The organism is Anaerostipes caccae L1-92 (assembly GCF_014467075.1).
Classification (GTDB): Bacteria; Bacillota; Clostridia; order Lachnospirales; family Lachnospiraceae; genus Anaerostipes; species Anaerostipes caccae.
This window is the reverse complement of sequence record NZ_AP023027.1, coordinates 2,778,878-2,802,933: the sequence shown is the minus strand read 5'-3', so window position 1 is coordinate 2,802,933 and position 24,056 is coordinate 2,778,878. Positions and strand designations below refer to the sequence as shown.

The 24,056-nt window shown below is 37.6% G+C and carries 15 protein-coding genes; 13 read left to right on the top strand and 2 right to left on the bottom strand.

Annotated features, from left to right (window positions below):
- Positions 1-12 precede the first annotated feature (12 nt).
- Positions 13-2,340, bottom strand: a complete 2,328-nt coding sequence (locus ANCC_RS13565) for a CDP-glycerol glycerophosphotransferase family protein (protein ID WP_039946148.1) — start codon at positions 2,338-2,340, stop codon at positions 13-15.
- Positions 2,341-2,357: 17 nt separating this feature from the next.
- Positions 2,358-4,901 carry a glycosyltransferase gene (locus ANCC_RS13560; protein WP_006565702.1) on the bottom strand — a complete coding sequence of 848 codons (2,544 nt, stop codon included), beginning with the start codon at positions 4,899-4,901 and terminating at the stop codon, positions 2,358-2,360.
- 161 nt (positions 4,902-5,062) lie between these two features.
- On the opposite strand from ANCC_RS13560, the gene ANCC_RS13555 reads away from it, so the two are divergent.
- The 13 genes from ANCC_RS13555 to ANCC_RS13495 all read left to right on the top strand — a co-directional run bounded on the left by ANCC_RS13555 (position 5,063) and on the right by ANCC_RS13495 (position 24,033).
- Positions 5,063-6,148 carry an acyltransferase family protein gene (locus tag ANCC_RS13555; RefSeq protein ID WP_006565701.1) on the top strand — a complete coding sequence of 362 codons (1,086 nt, stop codon included), beginning with the start codon at positions 5,063-5,065 and terminating at the stop codon, positions 6,146-6,148.
- A 73-nt stretch (positions 6,149-6,221) separates the two neighbouring features.
- The gene (locus tag ANCC_RS13550) at positions 6,222-6,998 is read left to right on the top strand and encodes an ABC transporter permease (RefSeq protein WP_039946146.1); all 777 of its coding nucleotides are present in this window, start codon (positions 6,222-6,224) and stop codon (positions 6,996-6,998) included.
- 9 nt (positions 6,999-7,007) lie between these two features.
- Positions 7,008-7,751: an ABC transporter ATP-binding protein gene (locus ANCC_RS13545; protein WP_006565699.1), complete on the top strand. Its 744-nt coding sequence runs from the start codon at positions 7,008-7,010 to the stop codon at positions 7,749-7,751.
- An 8-nt stretch (positions 7,752-7,759) separates the two neighbouring features.
- Positions 7,760-11,116, top strand: a complete 3,357-nt coding sequence (locus tag ANCC_RS13540; protein WP_006565698.1) for a CDP-glycerol glycerophosphotransferase family protein — start codon at positions 7,760-7,762, stop codon at positions 11,114-11,116.
- An 11-nt stretch (positions 11,117-11,127) separates the two neighbouring features.
- Positions 11,128-11,538 carry a glycerol-3-phosphate cytidylyltransferase gene (gene tagD / locus ANCC_RS13535; RefSeq protein WP_006565697.1) on the top strand — a complete coding sequence of 137 codons (411 nt, stop codon included), beginning with the start codon at positions 11,128-11,130 and terminating at the stop codon, positions 11,536-11,538.
- A gap of 21 nt (positions 11,539-11,559) precedes the next feature.
- The gene (galU, locus tag ANCC_RS13530) at positions 11,560-12,456 is read left to right on the top strand and encodes a UTP--glucose-1-phosphate uridylyltransferase GalU (protein WP_006565696.1); all 897 of its coding nucleotides are present in this window, start codon (positions 11,560-11,562) and stop codon (positions 12,454-12,456) included.
- A 7-nt stretch (positions 12,457-12,463) separates the two neighbouring features.
- Complete coding sequence (locus ANCC_RS13525; protein ID WP_006565695.1) at positions 12,464-13,630, top strand: CDP-glycerol glycerophosphotransferase family protein; 1,167 nt, start codon at positions 12,464-12,466, stop codon at positions 13,628-13,630.
- A gap of 3 nt (positions 13,631-13,633) precedes the next feature.
- Positions 13,634-16,090: a glycosyltransferase gene (locus tag ANCC_RS13520; protein WP_006565694.1), complete on the top strand. Its 2,457-nt coding sequence runs from the start codon at positions 13,634-13,636 to the stop codon at positions 16,088-16,090.
- Positions 16,091-16,118: 28 nt separating this feature from the next.
- On the top strand, positions 16,119-18,257 hold the full coding sequence (locus ANCC_RS13515) for a CDP-glycerol:glycerophosphate glycerophosphotransferase (protein WP_039946145.1): 2,139 nt from the start codon (positions 16,119-16,121) through the stop codon (positions 18,255-18,257).
- A gap of 9 nt (positions 18,258-18,266) precedes the next feature.
- On the top strand, positions 18,267-20,651 hold the full coding sequence (locus ANCC_RS13510; protein ID WP_006565692.1) for an LTA synthase family protein: 2,385 nt from the start codon (positions 18,267-18,269) through the stop codon (positions 20,649-20,651).
- 12 nt (positions 20,652-20,663) lie between these two features.
- Complete coding sequence (locus ANCC_RS13505; RefSeq protein ID WP_006565691.1) at positions 20,664-21,599, top strand: glycosyltransferase family 2 protein; 936 nt, start codon at positions 20,664-20,666, stop codon at positions 21,597-21,599.
- An 18-nt stretch (positions 21,600-21,617) separates the two neighbouring features.
- Positions 21,618-22,772 (top strand): CDP-glycerol glycerophosphotransferase family protein, encoded by a 1,155-nt coding sequence (locus tag ANCC_RS13500; RefSeq protein ID WP_247881546.1) that lies wholly within the window; start codon positions 21,618-21,620, stop codon positions 22,770-22,772.
- A gap of 226 nt (positions 22,773-22,998) precedes the next feature.
- A complete protein-coding gene (locus ANCC_RS13495) occupies positions 22,999-24,033 on the top strand; it encodes a zinc-binding dehydrogenase (protein WP_039946142.1) in 1,035 nt (344 codons plus the stop codon).
- Positions 24,034-24,056 lie beyond the last annotated feature (23 nt).

Genomic DNA, 24,056 nt, shown 5'->3' with positions numbered 1-24,056 from the left:
GGGTTTGATTTTTTAAAGAAATAATTTTGAGATTTCTTTTGTAATGACTTCAGACAATGCTGATAAGTCTTTCATGGGTTGTTTTTTTAATTGAAATTTATCATCTTCTACAATTATTGTATCAATTCTAAAAAATTGTGATAATAAAACATTATAGTCGAGTGGGTCCTGAGGATGTAAACTAACAATACCATCAAACTGGGAAGCATAGGATTTATTTAAAAATATATTTTTAAGTATTACAATTTTTTCAGATAAGGAATGTTTTGCAATAAAAGTTAAAATGCTATCATCTAAATAATTGTAATTATCTACTAAAAACATTTGGCAATCGTTCTGATTACACCCATTCAAAAATGTTTCTAAAAAGTATAATATCTCTCTGTTTTCATCATTATTTATTACATAAAGGTAAGAGAGTTTAGACTTGTCTACCTTTGGCAACAATAGAACCTCTTTCGTCTTAAATGGTTTATTACCACAAGGAATCATAAAATATTCCCGATTATCGTACACAGCTGTACGTATATTATCGGTTGTATCTTCCAGCTGTTTCTTAGAAGGAAGGATTGGGACAGCGGAACAATCTGAAGCCAAATCGGTATATTCTTCTGTATTTGACCTGTGCAGACCAACACTAAAATAGAGTCGTTCGTCAAATGAGGAATATATTCGGATTTTGTTGGTGAATGTAAAAGCAGTGGTTTTGTTCTGCACCCATATTGCCTTTTCTTTGGCTAGATTCTGATAACCCAAATACAATCTTTTCTTTGAAGAAAATCCTTCAAAGAGCAAATAATCCTTTTGAGTAAAATATCCAAATAATATTGTTGTATCAAAAGAAATATTATTACAAATACGCTGACTGTTTCTCCTGTATAGCTCAAAGATATCCTGATTTACAATATCTGTTGAGTTATCCATGTTGTAGAGATATTTTGAAAGATATCTGTGCGCTGCATATGCCTCTTTATCATAAGGAAGCCGGCCTGAACAGTCTAAATATCTGACATTTTTATTTATTTCAGAGATTACTTCTTTATCATTTTTCTTGAAAGATGATGCGATTAAAGTTACATCAATCTGGTTATAATCGATCCAATCTAAAGTATGAAGTAAGTGTAAATAAGCATGCTGATCCAGGTTTTGCAGGAAATCGATGAAAAATGCTATTCTTTTTTTTGTGCTGTGAAAAGATGTTACGAATGGGGAAGAAGCATTTTCTTTTACAGTACTCCAGATGGAGTTATCCAAAGTGTGAATGTATGGAAAACTTACTTCGCTATTCTGTACCATTTCTTTAATCTTTTTTGGGCTTTGTGGATTTAGATTACAATAAGTCAATAAATCGGTATATAATTGTTCATTTAACAACCTGTTTTTTAAGATATAAACCGGGGTTTTCATCTGAACAAAATCTTCATATAAAACATTTCCATCTGTAATTACACATCTATATTTTAGATCCCGGCAGTCAATGTGAGGAGGTAGAAGGTACTGACTAATCACATCATTTAATTGAAATATGTCATATGCCGCAAGTGGTACGGAAATGTAAATGTCTTCGAAATCTAATTGCTCAATAATATCAGCATAAAATGATGCAGAAGCTGACATTTCTTCCGCTGTTTTGCACTGCAGTGCTGGAAGAAGTAAAACAGTACTTTTTGAGTTTGTACTGTACCTGGACGCAGAAGGCAATGAATGAGAAGGGTGAAAGGGCAGTACTCCTTGGATAATTTTACCGTCATACATATGTTTTAATTTATAGGCACTCTCCAGCACAGTCTTCTGATATTGTTCATTTGAAGAGAGAATATAATCTGCCTGCAGGTAATGGCGTTCCACAAATTGTTCTGTATCAACATTTCTAATACCTTTGTCATATCCTGAAAATGTAAAGGCAGAGTCATTTCCCGTGCAGATTAGAGTCTGTTCCTCACGCTTTACGAATGTTGAAGTAAAATAACCGTCAGTAACTAAATACTGTGAGACAGCAAGAGATTCGTAATATTCAGAAGAGTACCTTTCTACAAAACGTATATTACAGGTTTGTTCATAATAGGTTAAGTCTTCCTCCAATAGATCAGGAGATTCAATGCTCCATATATGAGTAAGACTGGAATCAGAAACTGCATTTAAAAACATAGATTTAGGTTTACCTTTTAAACCGCTTCCACTGTCCGCTTCATAGAAGACAGTATTTTTGATAATAGGTTTCTTTAAACATTCGCAATAAAAAATTGTGTTTTTTAAACCAGCAGCAGAACTCTGCAGCTGTTGATCAATACCTTTTTTGTATTGTTCATAAGATAATTTACGTTTCTTAATTGTATCCATATATCTCTCCATTAATTCTAATCAAATAATTGTTCAAATTCTTTATAAACAGATAAATTATATTCATGGGGGTCAAAGCTGTATTGTGGAACTCTATTTTCCATATAGGCTTTGAAACCACTATAAATGCTCTCGGAATCCTTCTTGATGACCAGCTGTCCATTCTCAATATAAGTATCTTTTCCTGTTGAAAAATCAGAAAGTATAATGGGGATTTCCAAAACCCGGGCTTCTTGTATTACCATTGGCTGTCCCTCATAATTCGACGGCAGTATAAAACAATTACATTGTTTTACAAAAGAAAAGGGGTTATTTAAGTTACCGGTAAGAACAACAGAATCCGTCAGGCCAAGCGATACAATCTGATTTGTCAAATCATCCATCAGAGGGCCTGCACCCAAGATATATAATTTTGTATTTTGGTATTCCTGATGAAACTTTTTGAAAGCTGTAATAAGGTTAGCATGGTTTTTTTCAGGGGAAAGGCGGCCCATAGTCACAAAAACAGTACAGTCGGAGTCAGGCATTTCCATTATATCCATGTTGATTTTTTGATTATCCAAATTCTCGTTTATACATTTTATATAATAATCCTTTCCTTGAACCTTTAAGAAAGAGGGCTGCATCAGTGCTTCCTGAATGCGTTCGTAGTGAACCGTATTTCTTGCAAATGTAAATTTATCTTTTATTTTAGACGTAGATAAAGACTTTCTGTTTACGTCCATGACTGATTTACTGCAGGAAACTAGTTTGTCATAGTAAGGGTAAGTTGAAAATACAACTTTAAGTCCTTTATTTAAAGGCATTTGACCATTTACTTTACGGAATCTGTCCTTTATCAGGTCATTGTGCTGCCAGATATACTTTTTTGGAATATCAGAAAATGCAAATAAAGTGGCATGGTGAGCGCTGTAGCCAGTAAAATCAATTGCATAGTCAAATCTGGAATTACCAAAAATTCTTTTAAATTCACGACGAAAATACGATTTAGGAGCAATTTTATCCCACAGACTGTTTTCTATTCCTTTCTCCATAATCAATTTATAGCGGATATCATCATTCAGACTGCTGTTTGCTCCGGCAACTTTAGTGATGACTCTTACTTGCTTATTCACAGAATTAATAATTGGAGTATTATTTATACTTTTGTTTAAAAGAGTTAATAATGTAATGTCAAATTTATCATGGTCAATGATATTTAATAAACTTAATAAAGACTGAGTAATGCCATTAGGTTTTAAATCACTGCCAAATATGACTACTTTTTTCTTTTCTGTCACCATATCAGATATAATGTGATACGGTGATTTGTTGTTCTCAAGCAGAATATCTAATAGGCGGCCGCAGACATTGCCGTCATCATATTGACAGCATGATGTTTTTTGTTCGTGATATATGCTTTTGTATGTTTCAATAACAGACTCAAGATTATTGATCCATTTCGGAATATCTGCCATGATTTTTGTCTTTGGGCCAGGCAGAGTGTCTATAGAATGATAAAGACCTCTGTATTTTTGATATTCTTCAAGATCCGGTATATAAAACAAAATAGGGCGCCCAGTTGCCAGAAAGTCAAAATAGATACTGGAGTAATCAGAAACTAAAATATCAACTACCGATAAGATTTCATTTGTATCAATGATCGCAGGTATAAACTGTGAAGTAATGTTCTTATTATTTTTAATATGCTTGTATACAATTTGATGCGGTTTAACTAAGACTTGATATTCATCAGTATTTATATTAGATTCCAGAGTATCTATGAAATTAAAATACTCCTCTAACCCTATATCAGGATTTCCGTAATCCCCGCCTTTCCATGTCGGAGCATACATGATAATCTTTTTGTTCGGATCAACATTTACTCCATAGGAAATCAGTTTATTTATAATGTCATTTCTGTTTGTATTAAATAGATTATCATTTCGAGGTTGTCCTTCCTGGATGATATTTCCTTGATAGATACCATCCAGCTTAAACGCCTGCTTATAAATTGTGGTCATGAACTCACTTGGAGAAATTAAATAATCTGATGACAAAAAATTCTTTATGGTATTCCGGGTTTCAACATTGCCATCCGGCAAATCAAAACCGAGTGTCTTTAAGGGGATACCATGCCAGGTATTGACATAAATCTGTCCTTCTTTTGGAGTATAAAGAGGTGGAAAAGTAACGTTATTAATAAGATATTTTGCACTGGCCAATTGTTTTAAATATTCGTCATCACTCCTGGAGATAAAATGAACATTATCGTATGAAGCATATTCTTCAATTACCTTTTTGTTATCTTCCATATCTTCAAATACCCAGTAATGATCATATTTATTAAAATCAGATCTGCTTTTAAAAGTTTTAAAAATAGCATAAGGATTACAAATCATTCCCCGTCCCATATAAGATTCATATAAAACAGCATGAGGATTAATTTTGCTCTTATTATAATATTCGACATAGGCAGCCTGACGGATTTTAGCCTCATTTTTATTGTGCTTGCTTTTTTCAGTATTTATAATATTTGTAAAAGTATTTATCTGGTTTTTAAAACGTGAAAAACTTGACATAATTCCTCCTGATTTTACTTCATCTCATTTTGTTACATCTTCTTAACATTTTAACATATAGCATCAAGGAAACCAAACTATATTTTAATGTAGAAAAAACAGAAAAAGAATGATAAAATTATAAAAAATATTACGAATAAGTACAAGAAAAGGATAGAACGATGAAATTTAGTAAAGAGGATACATTATTTATGAAAGGACTGGCCATTTTGATTATGTTTTTTCATCACAGCTTCTTAGGACCGGACCGATGGATGAATTTGCCGATTACCTTTTTTCCATTTGAAAAAGAAGCAGTCGTTTATTTAGCAGGCTTTTTTAAGATCTGTGTAGGTATGTTCGTTTTCCTTACAGGGTATGGCATGATGGCTTCGGCATCGAAAAAGATTAAAACAAAGCTGGATATGAAAAAATATTTGATTAATAGGTATACATCTCTTATGTCAGGATTTGTGTTTATTTTTATTGCTGTACAAGTGTTAGCAATTCCTACAGGTTACTTTCAGGAGATTTACGGAAAAGGTGCATTGTCAGTCTGTTATTTTTTTATTGATGCGATAGGGCTCTCACATCTGCTGGGAACACCTGTTTTTTGCCCTACATGGTGGTATATGAGTTTAGCAACAATACTTATCATTGTTTTTCCGATATTTGTGAGAATGTTAAGGGAATATGATATATTAGTACTATTTATATCATTTCTGCTTCCGTTTGCATTGAAGCTGCCTATGACAGACTTTATTAGATGGATGCCATGTTATTTTTTGGGAATGTATTGTGCTGAATATGATATTTTGGCTAAAATTAAAAATGGATATAATAATCAGAAATCAGGGAAAAAATTAATGCTGTTTGCCTTGGCTGCAATCGGCCTGCTTGGTATAATAAAACTTAGACAGCATCCATTTATTGGAGCAAAATTTATAAATATTTGGGATTGTTTGGCTCCGGCTTTTGTAATTTTGATAAGTTATCTTTTTCTTGTAAATTTTAAAGGTTTAAAACAACTTTTGGTATTCTTTGGGAAACATTCCATGAATATGTTTTTAATTCATACTCTTTTCCGAGGGATGTTTTTTCAGAAATTTATTTATTCATTTTATTATGCATGGCTGGACTATGCCGTTCTGCTTGCCGTCTCACTTGTGAGTTCATTGCTCATAGAATTATTAAAAAGAATTGTAAGATTTGACAAGGTGATAAACAAAATGAAAAGCCGCCTTTATTTAAAATTAGGAATGAACTAAGATTGTACGGTTGTTTATGTATCTGAAAAATGATATAATTTGTTAGTTGTGATAATAAATATGGAGAAAAATGATGAAAACATATATTGAAAATTTTAAAAAGTACAGATTTTTGCTCTATGAGCTTGTAAAAAAAGGAGTCAAATTAAAATACCGGCGCTCTTATTTGGGAATCCTTTGGACCTTATTAGAACCATTGCTTACAATGATAGTTCTGAGCATTGTATTCGGTACGCTTTTCGGCAACAAAGACCCGCAGTTCCCAGTCTATATTCTGACCGGCCGCCTTATGTACAGCTTTTTTTCATCGGCGACAAACGGTGCTATGAAAGCAATTAGAACGAATGCGGGGATGATAAAAAAAGTATATGTCCCAAAGTATATTTATCCATTGTCCAGTGTTTTGTTCAATTATATTATTTTTGCAATATCACTGATAGTTTTGGTGGTTGTAGGGATTGTGCTGAAAGTTTATCCTTCTGTTTATATGCTGCAGGCCATCATACCTTTATTTTTGATTCTTGTGACAGCTTTTGGTGTGGGGATGATTCTCTCGACTATGGCAGTTTTTTTCCGGGATTTAGAATATCTGTGGTCCGTGGGACTGATGATCATCATGTATGCCTCAGCGATTTTCTACTATCCTGAGAAATTACTGAAATCCGGATTTGGCTGGATTCTTAAATGCAATCCCTTGTATTTGCTGATTCATAATTTCAGACAGGCTGTTTTTGGTCTGCCTATGAATATGAAGTTTTTAGCCGCATCTGTTGCATTTGCTGCAGTAAGTATTGTCATAGGCTTGGTTTTCTTCTACAAGAAACAAGATGAATTCATACTGCATATATAGGAGGGTGTCATGGCTAAGAATAAAGAAGTTTTAAAAGTTGAGCATGTAGGAATGAAGTTCAATCTGAGTCAGGAAAAAGTTGATAACTTAAAAGAGTATGTTATAAAATTGCTGAAAAGGCAGATCTCATATAATGAATTTTGGGCCTTAAAAGATATAAATTTTAGTCTGAACAAAGGAGACCGCCTTGGAATTTTAGGATTGAACGGAGCTGGTAAAAGTACATTGCTGAAAGTTATTGCAGGTGTACTGAAAGCAACAGAAGGGACGGTAGTCACAAAAGGCAAGATTGCTCCGCTGCTTGAATTAGGTGCAGGTTTTGACCAACAGTATACTGGTCGTGAAAATATTTATTTATATGGCGCAGTTCTTGGATTTTCTAAAAAGTTTTTGGATGATAAGCTTGAAGAAATCATCAGCTTTTCAGAACTTGGTAATTTCATTGATGTGCCTGTTAAGAACTATTCATCAGGAATGAAGTCAAGGCTTGGATTTTCCGTTGCCACATTGGTTGAACCGGATATTCTGATTTTGGATGAAGTTTTGTCGGTTGGTGATGCTAAGTTTCGCAGGAAAAGCGAAGCGAAAATTATGAGTATGTTTGACAAAGGTGTTACGGTGCTGTTTGTCTCTCATTCTCTGGAACAGGTTCAGAGACTCTGTAACAAAGCAATTCTTTTGGAAAAAGGCAGGATTATTGCAAGCGGTGACATTGGTGAAGTAAGTAAAATTTATGAAGAGAAGACTAAATAGGTGCTATTATGCTGCATAAATTAAAAAGATTTACAAAGGGCGATAAGGATGTTATAGATGTTTACAGAGAGGTTTCTCGCAAAAAGTGCGTAGATACCTCTTTGGTGTTATTGGAGGGAGCTCAAGGCAAAAACTATAATGGAAATATGTTTTATCTTCTCAAGGAAATAGAACAAAATCCAAAGTGGAAGGATAAACATCCTATTTTTGTGGCTACCAAAGATACGGAAAAAAAGACTAAAGAGATCTTAAAAAATTATAAGTTCTTTAAGGCACAAGTTGTTGTTCGTAATTCAAAAAAATATGCAGAATATCTCGCCACAGCAAAATATCTGTTTACGGATAATTCCTTTCCTACTTATATGGTGAAAAGGGAAGAACAGGTCTATGTGAACACATGGCATGGAACTCCAATAAAATATTTAGGGATCAGTGATCTGAAAAATGCCACATCTCTGCCAAATGTCCAAAAGAATTATTTAATGTGTGATTATGCACTGTTCCCAAATGATCATACCAGAGAAGTGTTTTTAGATGATTATGATCTCAGAAATTTTATGACTGGCAAGTGCCTGATGTGTGATTATCCAAGAAATGATGCCTTTTATGATGGAAGTGCACCGGCAGAAAAGATAAAAAATATTGCGTATTTACCTACATGGCGCGGGTCGGGACGCATTGCAAATGTAAAAGAGCAAAAAAGAATTGTCGCTGAATTTTTAAATGAAATTGATAAAGGTCTGGGGGATGAGCAGATCTTATACGTTAATCTGCATTTCTTAGTAGGAAATGATATGGATTTTGAACAGTACAAGCACATCAGATCTTTTCCAAAAGATCAGGAGACATATGACTTTTTAAAGAACTGTGATATGTTGATTTCTGATTATTCAAGCGTGATTTTTGATTTCGCAGTATCACAAAAGCCAATTGTATTATATGCATATGATCAGGAGAAATATGAACAAGAAAAAGGAACTTATTTTTCCATAGATGAACTGCCGTTTCCAATTGTAGAAAATGTAGATTCACTTTTATATGAAATAAATCATGTAAGGGAAATTGATACGAAGAATTTTATAAATAAGTTTTGCAAATATGCGGACAGGCATTCCAGCAGAAAATTACTGGAATTAGTATTCCAGGGAAAAGCAGAAAATCTTTGTATACAAGCTGCACGATTGAATAATAAAAAGAATCTTTATGTATACGGTGATACATTGGGTGATGACTCACAGAAATATTTATTAGTCAGGTATTTAAAGGCACTGGATTATTCTGGGTATAATGTCATGCTGGGCTTTAAAGGAAAACTGTCTTACCGTAAAGTAGAGTTCTTAAAGAATGAACTTCCGAAAGAAGTTCAGGTCCATGGATTGGTAAATAATTATACTTTTATGGTAAAAGAAAAAACACTTCTTTGGCTGAGAAAGAAGTTGGGAGTCACGAATTATTCAGACAGGATCAGAAGTATTTTCGAGTATCAAAAAAATCGTCTTTTTGGAAAGATGAAAATAGATGAGTTTGTTCAGTTTGGTGTGGACGGAGAAAAGATGATTGATACTTTTTCTTCCTTAATATGCGAAAAAAGTATCATACTTCTTCCGTATGAAGTTGAAGGATGTAAAGTTCTACATTCCTCTTTTCTCTTTAATAAAAAGCTTGCATTACAAAATTTTGATCGGGTTTTAGATTGGAGAAAAAAGGATTTTAAAGAGGAACTTATAGAAAAAGAGGAAAATGTCGATGACGCAAAAAAGAAGTTTTTCAATAAGACAATAGAGTATTCAGCGTTATTTATAAAAACTTTTAGGACACGATTTTATTATACAGCGGTATCTTTGGTCCGTTATTATTCCGTAATTGATGTCAGCCAGAGAGAAGTTGAAATTGAAGCTGGTGATCAAAAGCTGCAATCTTGTTTTTTGTTTAAAAAAGGGATTCCTTGGTTTGGTGACGGCAAACTAAATATTTGTATTTTTAAAATTCATAATACAACGATTGAAAAAATGAAACTCAGCAGTACGCTGCACTGGTGCTGGGAAGACAGAGACGGATTTGGATTTAAAAAGAAAGTCATTTATGGACGCAAAGAAAACGGTTATAAAATTTCAGCTGTCAGCAGATACAAAGATATTAACCGGACCATTTATTATCGGGCGAATGATAATGGATTTCTGGCATTGTCTGTCCGGCCAATAAATTTTACGGATGTCAATTGGCAGAGAATAAAATTATGGGCCGCATCACTCGCAGCAAAAGCTCTTCAGAAGAAAAATTACATTTTATTATATGAGAAAAATTGTTCCAGATATGAGGAGTCAGCGTCTGTTTTATATGAAGAACTCATTGATCAGAACTATAAAAATGTATTTTTTGTCTTGGATGAAGAGTATCTCAAAAAACACGGGAGTGAAATTAAACAAAAATATAAAAATAATTTGATTTCAAAGTTTTCTCTTAAACACTATTTCATGTTTTTTGCATGTAAGACATTTATGTCTTCAGAAAGTATAGGGCATGCATTAGAAACAAGGTGCAGCAGCAAAGCTGTCAGGAAAAGAATCGTCAATAAAAGATTTAACTATATATTTCTGCAGCATGGTGTTATGTATATGATTTCGCTGGATTCTGTTTCCAGAAAGATGTTCAGTCAGATGCCGAAAAAAGCTAAGGAGTATAGAGTTGTAGTTTCATCTGATTTGGAGGCAGAACATTTTCTTGATTTTGGCCAGCACAAACCAGAGCATATATATTTGACAGGGCTATGTAAGTTTGATAAAAACAAATGGAATGAAGATGCAGACAGGATTGTTATCATGCCTACATGGAGACCATGGGAGTATAATCAAGCAGTTGAAGATCTTTACCAGACGAAATATTATAAAATGTTGGAAAGGATGGTATATGCAGTTCCTGAAAGTCTTCGGAAGAAGCTGACTCTGCTCCCCCACCCGCTCATCTCAGAGATATTTAGGGGAAATGGAAATGAATTCAGTCAGTATCTGCCTGAAGCTGACTTGAAGTATGATACCATTTTACAGAACACAAAAGTGCTTATTACGGATTATTCTTCTATTTCTTATGATGCTTTTTACCGAGGGGCAAATGTAATTTTCTATTGGGAAGAGCTGGAAGAATGTCTGAAGGAATATGGATCAAATACAAAACTGATGTTAAATAAATCAAACGCTTTTGGAGATATATGCTATAATGAAAAGGAACTGTCACAAAAGTTGATCGAAAATTTTGAGAATGGGCAACGAAATGAATATATCGGCAATTATCAGAAAATAGTCGAATTTCACGATGGAAACAATACAAAACGTCTGTTAAAATGTTTACAGAAAGATAATATTATTTAGGAGGCAATTTCATGAAGAAAGTTATCACTTATGGGACGTATGATCTGCTGCATGCGGGACATATTAACTTATTACGAAGAGCAAAGGAATTGGGAGATTATCTAATCGTAGTTCTCTCAACCGATGAGTTTAACTGGGATGAAAAACAGAAAAAATGTTATTTCAGCTATGATGAACGCAAAAAATTATTAGAAGCAATCCGCTATGTCGACTTAGTAATTCCTGAAAACAACTGGGAACAGAAGGTTTCGGATGTTCAGGAGTATCATGTGGATACTTTTGTCATGGGGAATGACTGGGAAGGCAAATTTGATTTCTTAAAAGATTATTGTGACGTAGTTTATCTTCCTAGAACAGAGGGCATCTCTACCACTAAAATAAAACAAGATTTAGGATTGATGGGGAAACAAAAAGGAGAATAAGAAATTATACAGGAGGTCCTTATGAGTACACAAAAGGTAAGAAAAGCCGTAATCCCGGCAGCAGGTTTAGGTACAAGGTTTTTGCCGGCCACAAAAGCAATTCCGAAAGAAATGCTGCCAATTGTGGATGTGCCCACAGTTCAGTATATTATAGAAGAGGCAGTTGCCAGCGGAATTGAAGAAATATTGATCATTACCAATTCCAACAAGCATTGTATGGAAAATCATTTTGATAAAGATTATGAACTGGAGGCCCGTCTGAGTGAATCAGGCAAGACAGCTCAGGTGAAGCTGATCAATGATATTGCCAACCTTGCCAATATCTATTATGTACGCCAGAAGGAACCTAAAGGTCTGGGACATGCGGTTCTCTGTGCGAAATCCTTTATCGGAAATGAGCCTTTTGCGGTACTCTTGGGAGATGATGTCGTGATAAACAAAGGCGGACAGCCTGCACTTCAGCAGCTGATCAATGCTTACGACAAACATCACGCCTCTGTCGTTGGAGTACAGACGGTTGCGGAAGACCAGGTGAGCAAATATGGCATTGTTGCGCCGAACCGAAATGTACCTGCTGATGGAAGAGCTGTAAAACTGGACAACATGGTGGAAAAACCGAAACAGGAAGAGGCACCCAGCCGTATGGCAGTGCTGGGCCGCTATGTGCTGACTCCGGAAATCTTCGATCTTTTAGAGAGCCAGGGAGCCGGGGCAGGAGGAGAGATCCAGCTCACAGACGCTATCTGCCGGTTGATCGATACACAGGCTGTCTATGCCTATGACTTTGAGGGCATCCGGTATGATGTAGGGGATAAATTCGGATTTATCAAGGCTACCATTGATTTTGCACTGGAGCGTCCTGATCTGAGAGATCAGGTGGCAGACTATCTGAAAGAAATTGCAGAAAAAATGAAATAGGTGAATTGTGAAAGAATTTATAAAAAGTATTTTGATACAACTGTATAGGATGATGACCAGATTCATTCCGGTATCCAGAAATATCATAATTTTTCAGGCCAGCAATGGGAAAAATTATACGGGAAACCCACGCTTTATCTATGAAGAAGCCGTGCGGTCAGGATTAGATAAGAAGTATGAATGTGTCTGGTTTCTGCTGGATGTGAGCACTGAAGTTCCGGGGGAATGCAGGAAAGTGCGGAATAATTATTTAAAATACTTTTGGTATTTAATGAGAGCTGGGGTCTGGATTTTTGACAGTCGTCAGCCTCTTTATTATATAAAAAAAAGGAATGTGGTCTTTCTCCAGACATGGCATGGAACTCCTCTTAAAAAACTGGCTTTGGATATGGAGAAGTTAGATCTCAATGGAAGCAGTGATATCGAAGATTATCACAGACAATTTCTAAAGACGACGAAAGACTGGGATTTTCTGATTTCACAGAATCGTTTTGCTTCTGATGTTTTTCGCAGCTGTTTTTCCTATGATAATAAAGATATTTTAGAAATCGGATATCCCCGCAACGATATTCTGCTCAGGGAATGGAATGAAGAAAAGACAAGAAAGCTGAAAGAAAAATTAGGGCTTCCGCTGGACCGGAAAATTATTTTGTATGCGCCTACGTGGCGGGACAATGAGTTCAGAGGAGACGGAGATTTTGTATTTGCTACCAATATGGACTTTGCCTGTATGCGAGAGGCTTTAAAAGACGAGTATGTGATGATCGTAAAATATCATTATCTTGTGTCAGCGGAGATTGATTGGAGTCCTTATTCGGATTTTGTCTATACATTTGATGAGACGAAAGATATTGCATTTTTATATCTGGCTTCGGATCTTCTCATCACAGATTATTCTTCGGTGATGTTTGATTACAGTCTGCTGAAAAGGCCAATGCTGTTTTTTGCCTATGATCTTGATAATTACAGAGAAAATTTACGAGGTTTTTATTTTGATTTTTTGGAAGAAGTGCCGGGACCCGTTTCCAGGGACACAGAACAGCTGATTAAGGATATCAAAGGTTATTCTTCCGAAGAGTGGACGGGAAAATACCGTGTTTTTGCAGAAAAATATCACCAGTTTGAGACAGGAACTGCTTCAAGGCAGGTATTGAAAACCTTGGGATTGGAGTAGCATATGCTGAATAAATTTATAGGCAGAGTAAAGCCAGCAGTATCTAAAATTGAAAAAATAAATGACCGGGCGTACTACGCAAGATGTTACAGAGAGCATGCTGTACAGGAACAATGGATCCTTTATGAGGCATTTGCCGGAAGAGGGATTTTGTGCAGTCCAAAGGCAATTTTTGATGCATTGAAAAGAAGGGTTGAATTTAAAGGTTATCGGCATATATGGGTACTTGACAGTATGAAAGCCCACAAAGACCTGATTTATAAGTATAAGAATGATCCTTCTGTTATATTCGTAGAACGTCACTCTAAGGAATATTTAAAATATTTAGCGGAAGCAAAATACCTGATCAATAACAGTACATTCCCGGGTTATTTTATTAAGAGAGAAGAACAGGTATATATCAATACATGGCATGGGATTCCACTTAAAAAGATGGGTTATGACATGCCCGGCGGTAATTTCACCTCTGCCAATACTATTCGGAATTTTCTCGCGGCGGATTTTTTGCTGTCCGCCAATAAATTTCAGTCTGACATGTACTGGAAAAGCTATAAGCTGGAGGGACTCTGGAACGGTAAGGTGATAGAGACCGGCCATGCCAGAAATGATGTGTTTTGGAGTGATAATAGAGAAAGTATTTATGAGCATTTAGACAGTCTGGGTCTCCTTGGCAGCCGGAAAAAGAAGATCATACTTTATGCTCCTACATGGAGAGGAGATGATTTTTCAAAACCAAGAAAAGAGGCTGATAAATATCTCCACTTTATTGAGGAGATGGAGAAGAAGCTTTGTTCTGATGAGTACCAGATCCTTGTAAAGCCGCATCAGCAGGTTTACCATCAGATTGAGGAGCGGTCGGACATAAAAGGGAAATTTGTTCCGTCTTCAGTCGATACAAACGAATTACTGTCTGTAACTGATATTCTTGTTACGGATTACTCCAGCATTTTTTTTGATTTCCTGGCCACAGGCAGACCGGTTTTGTTTTATATTCCTGATTTAGAAGAGTATGAAGATACCAGAGGATTTTATCTGCCGCTTGAGGAACTGCCGGGACCTGCTTCAAAGTCTTTGAAGGATGTGCCTCAGTGGATCACGAATATAGAAGATGTACAGTGTGAATACAGCACGTTGTATGAAAAAAATGTCCGCTGGGTGTTAGAACATGAGGATGGGCATGTTTGTGACAGAATTATTGATGCAGTGTGGTTTGGAAAAGATCAGTCTGTCTGTCAGCAAAGGGTGACAGAAAAACCGAAGCTGCTTTTGTACAGGGGCGGACTGTCTGAGAATGGAATTACCAGATCCTTTATGAGCCTTTTAAATATAATCGACTATGATAAATATGATGTTACCATAGGCGTAGAATATCCCGGGATTATACCGGGGGACATGGAAAAGCTGCTTTCCTTAAATAAAAACGCCAGGTGTATTGTCTATATCCCTGAGGCGTCCGGCACATGGAAAGAGCTGGTCGCCAGGAAAAAAATATTAAAAAATGGGGTATATAATGATGAACAGTGGGAGAAAGTTCCTGTTGAATTTTTTAAATGGGATTTTCGGCGTACTTTTGGCGGCAGTCAGTTTGATGTAATTGTGGAATTCGGAGGATACTCTCCTGTATCTTCTTATCTGCTTCTTCAGGCCGGAAACGGTAAAAAGATTATTTGGCAGCACAATGATCTGGCGCTGGATGCAAAAAAAGTAATCCATGGCGTTAAGCCGCATGAAAAAAACCTGAATACCATATTCTACTTATATAAGTATTATGATAAGATCGTAAGCTGTGGGAAATATGTGATGAAACAGAATATGAAAAGTTTTGCGACTAGCGGGACGTTTCACAAGTTTACCTATGCAAGAAATGCATTGGATATTGGCCGCTTAGAAAATGATCTAAAGCAGAATTCCATATCGGGAACAGACCTCTATGGGCAGACACGAGAATGGCCTGATGAAAAATATATAAATTTTGTGACAATGGGAAGAATGTCCACAGAAAAAAATCAATTGAACCTGCTTCGCGGTTTTGCAAGACTGCAGGAGCAATACGGAAATGTAATGCTTCATATTCTCGGGGACGGACCTTTGAGAGAGGAAATGATGCAGGAAATTAACGAACTTCAGATAAGAGATAAGGTTGTTTTGACCGGGCAGATGGAATATCCGTTTTCTTATATGAAAAGGTGCCAATGCTTTATCCTGCCCTCTCTTTATGAAGGACAGCCGTTAGTTTTATATGAGGCGAGAGCTCTGGGACTTCCTCTGATCATCTCTGAGTTTTCCTCTGTATCTGACAGTATTACAGAGGGAGGCCAGTATTTGATCGGAAACAGTGAAGATGAAATATATGAAGGAATGGAAGCTTTTATGAAAGGCAAGGTTCCGGAATATAATTTCTCAGCAGATGAGTACAATTCAGAAGTATTTCAAGAGTTTGAAAAGGCTGTTTTGGGATAAAAGAAGGAAAGAACAAGGAGAATATACAATGAGAGTTAGCGTTGTTGTTCCTTTTCATAAAGGAATTCATTATTTAGAAGATTGTCTTGAGAGCCTGTCTAAACAGACGATAAGAGAATTTGAAGTGATTTTGGTAAAAGATCGTGTGGAAGAAGAGATTGACCAGACGGTTGCAAAATTCCGTGATAAAATGGAGATAAAAGTAGTATCCAATGAAAAGAAATCGGGAGCAGCAGCGGCGAGAAATCTTGGAATCCAGAATTCAAAAGGGGATTATATTTATTTTCTGGACAGTGATGACTATATACAAGATGATACTTTAGAATCGCTCATGAAAAAAATGTGTGATGAGAAGGCGGATGCCGTATATGGAAAAACAAAATACACATGGCTGAATTATCATAATTTTTTCATCACAGAAGAAGCGGAATATGAGGTTCAGGAGTATACCGGAGACTGGAAAAAAGACTTGATCCTACAAAGACCGGAATTCCCTTTGATTACGGTCTGCAATATGCTTGTAAAAAAAGGCATTCTCTTCGATGAGAATCTACAGATTTTTAGCGATGTACCGTATTTATCAAGGATAGTGAACAGCAGTCAGAATATTGTGTACTGTGAAGATGCTGTCTATATAAAAAGAAGACACAACGATGAAATACAATTTCCGTCATTATCTTATGGAGACAGGAAAGATTATTGGGAACAATTAGGACAATCTCTGCTGAAAATGCAGGAGGATGTTTCAGCAGATGTGAAAGACTCTGTGGATAAAAAATTGTTTGAGTATTTATCTGAGAAAATTCAGAACATCCGGCAGGACAGGGCAGAAACCTGGCAGAAAAGCATTTTTTTAAATTTACATTTATATATAAAAACTATTTCAGAAGAGACAATAAATGGCATGTCAAAAAGTGGGCGCTTGCTGGCCAGAGCCGGCAAAGCGGATGAGATTTCTAAATGGAAAAGAAAGGCGCATTCGATCTGGAAAAAACGGAAGTTGATCCGTGTCCTCCAGGACCGTTCTTATCGTATGCAGACAATAACCCATATGTTTTTTCAAAAATTTTCACAGAAGGACAACTGGATTGTGTTTGAAAGCTTTTTGGGAAAAAATTATTCGGACAGCTGTAAATACATTTATGAATACCTGCTGAAACATTATGGAGATCAATATAAATTCATCTGGATTGTAAATGATAATTCTATTGAGATTCCGGGGAATCCGGTCAGAATCAAACGTTTCAGTTTCAGGTACTATTATTACATCACGAGGTCAAAATATTGGGTGAATAACATGCGTCAGCCGAAGTGGTTTGATAAGCGAAAAGAGCAGGTCTTTTTAGAAACCTGGCATGGAACTCCTCTGAAAAAACTGGTTTTTGATATGGACGATGTTTTTTCGGCAACACCAAAGTATAAAATGATCGTGTATTCCCAGTCCAGGAATTGGGATTATTTGATTTCTGATAATCCTTTTTCTACGGAAGTTTTTCAGAGTTGTTTTTTATATGACAAGGATAAAATCCTGGAGACGGGATATCCGAGAAATGACATCTTATATGCGCCCAACCGGGATGAGTTGGCAGCTTCCGTCAAAGCCAAACTTGGCATACCAAAGGAGAAGAAGGTGATACTCTATGCACCCACATGGAGAGACGATGAATTTTATGACCAGGGAGAATATAAGTTTCAGTTAAAATTAGATCTCAAGTATTTGAGAGAAGAACTTGGCCAGGAATATATGGTATTGCTCCGCACACATTACTTTATCGCAGATTCCATTGATGTGACAGGGATGGAGGATTTTGTTGTAAATGTGAGCAAATACAGTGACATTGCGGATTTGTATTTGATTTCGGATATCTGTATTACAGACTATTCTTCTGTATTTTTCGATTATGCAAATCTCAGGAGGCCAATTTTATTCTTTACTTATGATCTGGAAAAGTACAGAGATGTTCTGCGCGGATTTTATATCAGTATAGAAGATGATGTTCCTGGGCCTCTGCTTTTTACAAATGAAGAAATTGTGGATGCAGTAAAAAACATTGACAAGATAGAAGAACAATACAGAGACAAATATGATCAGTTCTATGAGAGGTTTTGCTCATTCGATGACGGACATGCAGCAGAGCGCATCGTAGAACGTGTATTCAAAAATTAAAGGACTTCTATGATGAAAAGAAAATACAAAAAATTACAAATGGATAAATATGGACGTGTTTTGTGTGCTGTGTTGTTAACGGTTTATTTTATCTTTGCATTGACACAGTCCAATGCTTTTAAGGGAGAAATGTTCAATGCCTTAAAAGTTCAACATGAGAAAAATGAAAGTATTCATAAAGGATGGGAGAAGTCTGTAGATTTTAAGGCCGATTATGCCGATTTACAGCGTCTGGAGATGAGTATCATCAATCCCAGGGGAAGTGCCGCAGAGGGAACGATGCGCTTTTGGATCACAGATCAGGGCAAAAAGGTTATGTGGCAGGAAGATGTGCCGATGAGCCGTCTTGCAGAAGCGAAATTTCACAAGGGAATCCGTGGTACCGTTATAACAATAAAAAAACAGCTGCAGAAGGGAAATGATTATACACTTCATTTGAGAGTACTGGAGGGCAGTGAAAGTCAGGGAATTACCTTAAAGAGCAAAAATATAACAATTTACTATAACGGCTTTAATGTGAAGAAATATGTTATGCTGCTGGCATCAGTCCTTGCTCTCTTTATCCTGATATTTATTCCAAACAGGCTTAATGAAAAATGGAATCTGTGGCTCAGCCGGGGAATGTTTCTCATAACACCAGTTTTTTGTTATGTTCTGATGGAGAGATTTACATCGGTTTCTCTTAAATATATAGGTATAAAATATGGGCTGTTGAATCTTTTGATTTATGCTGCGGTGCTGGCATTCTTCTATTTGATCACGAACCGCACACGATGGGCTTCCATATTATCGATACTTTGTACATCGGGTCTGGGTATTGCAAATTATTATGTTACTAGCTTTAGAGGTACATCTTTGATGCCGGTGGATTTTGCCACGATTGGAACGGCGGCGAATGTGGCTACCCAGTATGAATATGACGTCAACACGGCAGTGTTATGGAACGGAGTACTGATCCTTGCTTTTGTGATTCTGGCAGTCAGGCTGCAGTGCGGGAAAGGTATACGGGGGAAGAAGCGCTTTGTCCCTGCAGCGGTGTTTGGAGTACTCCTTGCAGTATGTGTTTCCGTTTTTGGAAGTACGGCCCGCTTAAGCAGGCTGGGTATTCATATAAAGGTTTGGAATCCTACTGTGAGCTGTAATAAATATGGGTATATGAATGTATTCACATCCAGTGTTAAGTTTCTGATCACCGAAAAGCCGGAAGGCTATTCTGCAGAAAAAGTAGATGAGATCATGAAACCTTACGTTGAAAAGGCAGAGAAACATAACCAAAAAGCAGCTGGTAAAAAGCCTAATGTAATCACCATAATGAATGAAGCATTTTCAGATCTGTCTGTACTGGGAGATATAAAGACCAATAAGGATTTTATGCCGTTTATCAGAGGATTAAAAGAGAATTCAGTAAAAGGTACAATGTATATGTCCAGTTATGGAGGGCAGACGGCAAATTCCGAATTTGAATTCCTGACAGGCAGTTCCATGGCTTTTTTACCTGGAGGATCTGTTGCGTATCAATATCAGGTGAAAGATACTATGGGAAGTCTTGCGACAACGATGGAAGGGCAGGGATATCAGGGGAATATGGTTTTGCATCCCTATTTGTCAAATGGTTATAATAGAGAAAAGGTATATCCCCTTCTTGGATTCAAGGATTACTTATCAATAGGAGATTTTCAGAATCCGGAAGTCTGCCGCAGCTTTATTACAGATCAGGAAGACTTTAACAAGATTACGTCCGAGTATGAAAAAGCTAAGCAAAAAAGCAGCGCTCCGTTTTTTATGTTTAATGTGACAATTCAAAATCATGGCGGCTATGAGAAAGATTATTCAAATTTTAATCAGGAAATAAAGATTACGGATACAAGCAGTAATCCGTCGGCAAACAGGTACTTGAGCCTGATCAAAAAAACAGATGATGCCTTTAAGAATTTAATTTCTTACTTTAAAAAGGTGAAAGAGCCGACCGTCATTGTAATGTTTGGTGATCATCAGCCAAAGCTGCCACAGGAATTTTACAATAAGGTGATGGATAAAGAGAATGGTTCCGCCCTTGAAAATGAACAGAAAAAACATCAGGTGCCTTTTATTATATGGGCAAATTATGATATCAAAGAAGAAGAGATAAAAGCAATCAGCCCGAATTATTTGTCGGCAAAGTTACTGAAGGTAATCGGAGGCAAAATGACTCCGTATGAATGTTTTCTTCAAGATTTATACACAAAGTATCCTGTCGTGACAGGAAGTGTTTATATGGATAAAAAGTATAATCTTTTTAATATTGACAATCTGGATGATCTGCCGGAGGATTTAAAACAGTACTGGATGGTCCAGTACTATCATCTGTTTGCAAAGGATAAGAGAGAAGATTCTTTATTTTTCCTGAAGGAGTAGGAGGGTAGGGCTATGGTTACAATTCTGTTAGCAACATATAATGGAGAGGATTATTTGAAGGCTCAATTAGAATCCATTGCTTCCCAGACATATGGAAACTGGAGGCTTGTCACAGGAGACGACGGGTCCTGTGACGGGACTCTGGGCATCTTGGAGGATTTTAGAACACGCTATCCGGACCAGGTGAAAATCATAAAGAACGAGCCTGCCACAGGAAGTGCCAGGAACAATTTTATTAATCTTCTGAGAAATGCACACGGACCGTATTTTATGTTCTGTGACCAGGATGATGTGTGGAAACGGGATAAAATTTATGAGACGATGAAGAAGATGGAGGCCATGGAGGAACGGTATGGGAAAGATACACCGATCCTCGTACACACGGATCTTTCAGTGGTGGACGAAAATCTGGAGATGATCGCAGAATCCTTCTTCCAGTATGCAAACCTGCCCAAAAGAATTGCATTAAATCAGCTGATCGTACAGAATTCTGTGACCGGATGCACGGCAATGATCAACCGGGCACTTCAGAAGTATTTCCTGCAGCCGCTTCCTATGGGTAAAATACTGATGCACGATTACTGGGCGGCTCTTGTCGCCAAGATTTTCGGAAGGATTGGTTTTGTCAATGAACCGACTATGTATTACAGGCAGCATGGAAATAATTCCGTGGGAGCGAAGAATTCAAAGAATCCCGTGTTTTTAATGCAGAGACTCAAAGAGGGCAAAGAGTCTTACCGGAAACAGATGATCAAATCTATGGAGCAGATCCAGGGATTTGTAGAAACCTATGGGGAAGAGATCGAAGGCCTGGATGAATATAATCTTCTGAAGACTTATGGAAATCTATATTATAAAGGAAAGATGCGCAGACTTTTCTTCTACCGGAATCATCAGGTTCTGAAAGAAGGAAATATCCGTAAGCTGATGCAGTGGCTGTGGGGTTAGGGTGAGATGAAAAGTGGTATGAAGCTTATACTGAAATATATTGTGATGTACTTGTCGTGTCTCTGGCCCAGGAGCAGAAAGGTTTGGGTATTCGGCGCATGGCTCGGACAGCAGTTTGCCGACAATCCTAAATATCTGTTTATTGAGGCAAATCAGATGGACGGAATCCGGCCGGTCTGGATCACGAAAAATCCACGTGTTGTCAGGGAAGTGAGAGAGTTAGGTTATGAGGCTTACCTGTTTTCTGAACGGAAGGGGATTCTCTGTCAGCTCAGGGCGAAATATGCGGTGATGTGCAATGGAATCAGTGATCTGAATCATGCATTTCTCGGAAGAGCCGTATTTTTGAATGTCTGGCATGGAGTTCCGCTTAAGAAGATTGGATATGATGATACCAAGGGAAAAGACTGGGACAGCAGGGGACAGAAGATCCGGCGTAAGATTCAGCAGTTTCCTCTGGGAAGAGAGTATGTGGTGGCTACGAGCCGGACTTTTTCCGAGATTTATAAGAGTGCGTTCCGCCGTCCGGCGGAGCAGATCCTTACTTATGGACAGCCCAGGAATGATTTTTTCTACGACGATAAACATCTTTTTCCGGTGAATGAAAAACTGAGGAAGCGGCTTGAAGGTCAAAACGTGATTCTGTACGCGCCTACACACCGGCAGGAAGGAAAGATTCCGTTTCCTTTAAGGGAGCATTTTGATTTAAAAAAGCTGGATGAATTCTGCCGGGATCATCAGATCCTGTTTATCATTCGCAGACATTTTTATCATATTCATGAGGAGGCAGATCTTTCGGATTATTCCAATATTGTGGATATGACAAAGGATTCGCTGGATATTCAGGAGCTGCTGATAGAAACGGATATACTGATCACCGATTACTCCAGCACATATATTGACTATCTGCTGCTGGACCGCCCGGTTATTTTCTATGATTTTGATTATGACAGCTATATTGAAAAGGACAGGGAGATGTATTTTCCTTATGATGAAGTGACACCGGGGATCAAGGCCGGGACCTTCGATGAATTAATGGAAGGCATGCGGCAGATCGTCTCGGGAACTGATGATTTTAAAGCAGACAGAAAAAAAGTCAGGGATCTTTTTTATTGTAAAAGAGGACAGAGAGAAGTGGGCAGGGCGCTTCTTGAGAAGATGCAGCTTTTGTAGATGATACGCAGGCTGAAAATTTCATATGCAGAAAAAGAGACAGCGAAAAGCTGATTCTCCGTAGACAAAACGGAGGATCAGCTTTTTTCTTTTGTTTCATAGGCAAGACTTTGTTTTTGCTCTTTCCTATCCGATGGGAAATAGTCTGGTTGAGTGGAAAGAAAGGGGCATGGTATTCTTGAGACAAGATAAGAGGAACCATACAGTAAAAAAGGAGGAGAAACATATGAGAGCGGCTGTCTATTATGCACCAAATGATTTGAGAATGGAAGACGTGGAAACCCCTGAGCCGGGACCGGGGGAAATTTTGATGAAGAATATTTCGGCGCTGACCTGCGGAACGGACTTGAAGCAGTACAAAAGAGGGTATCCGAAATTCAAAGAAGGGCAGAAACTGATTTTTGGACACGAGAGTGCCGGAGTTGTTGCCAAAGTTGGGGAGGGAGTAACCGGATTCAAAGTGGGAGACAGGATCGCACCTCACAATTCTGCTCCGTGCAATAAATGTTATTACTGTAAGATCGGGGAACACAGCATGTGTGAGGATCTGACCATGGTAAAGAGTGCCTGGGCGGAGTACCGGCTTCTTCCTGCGGCCATCGTGAGAGAGAATGTGTTTCATATTCCGGACCATATTTCCTTCCGTTCTGCTGCGCTACTGGAACCGCTGGGCAGTGCGGTCCATGGAATCACAGATGCAGATATTCAGCTGATGGATACTGTAGTGATCAACGGGGCGGGTCCTCTGGGGCTTATGATGACAAAGCTTGCAAAACTCCGGGGTGCTTATGTTATCAGCACAGATAAAAATGCAAAACGCCTTGGGGTGGCCAGGGAACTGGGTGCTGACGTTACTATTGACATTTCTGAAACAGAGGATGTAGTGGAGGCTGTCAAAGGGCTGACTCCTTGCGGAAGAGGTGTTGATATAGCGATCGATGCTACCGGGGTCCCCGAGGTTTGGGAAAAAAATCTTTACATGGTCAGAAAAGCCGGGACTGTCCTTGAATTCGGAGGATGCAGGGGAGGAAGCCGGATCACGGTGGACACGACACTTCTTCATTACTCCCAGCTGACAGTGAAGGGAGTCTACCATACGACACCGAAGCTTGAGGAACAGGCATTCAGACTCATTGAAAGAGGGATTATTAGCGAGGATCTTTTTGTAAATGATACATATCCCCTGGAACAGTGTCTGGATGCGCTGAACTCCCATGCGGGAGGAGAAGTCATCAAAAATGAAATACGCTGTGACTTATAGAGATAAAAAATTGTGAATTCAAG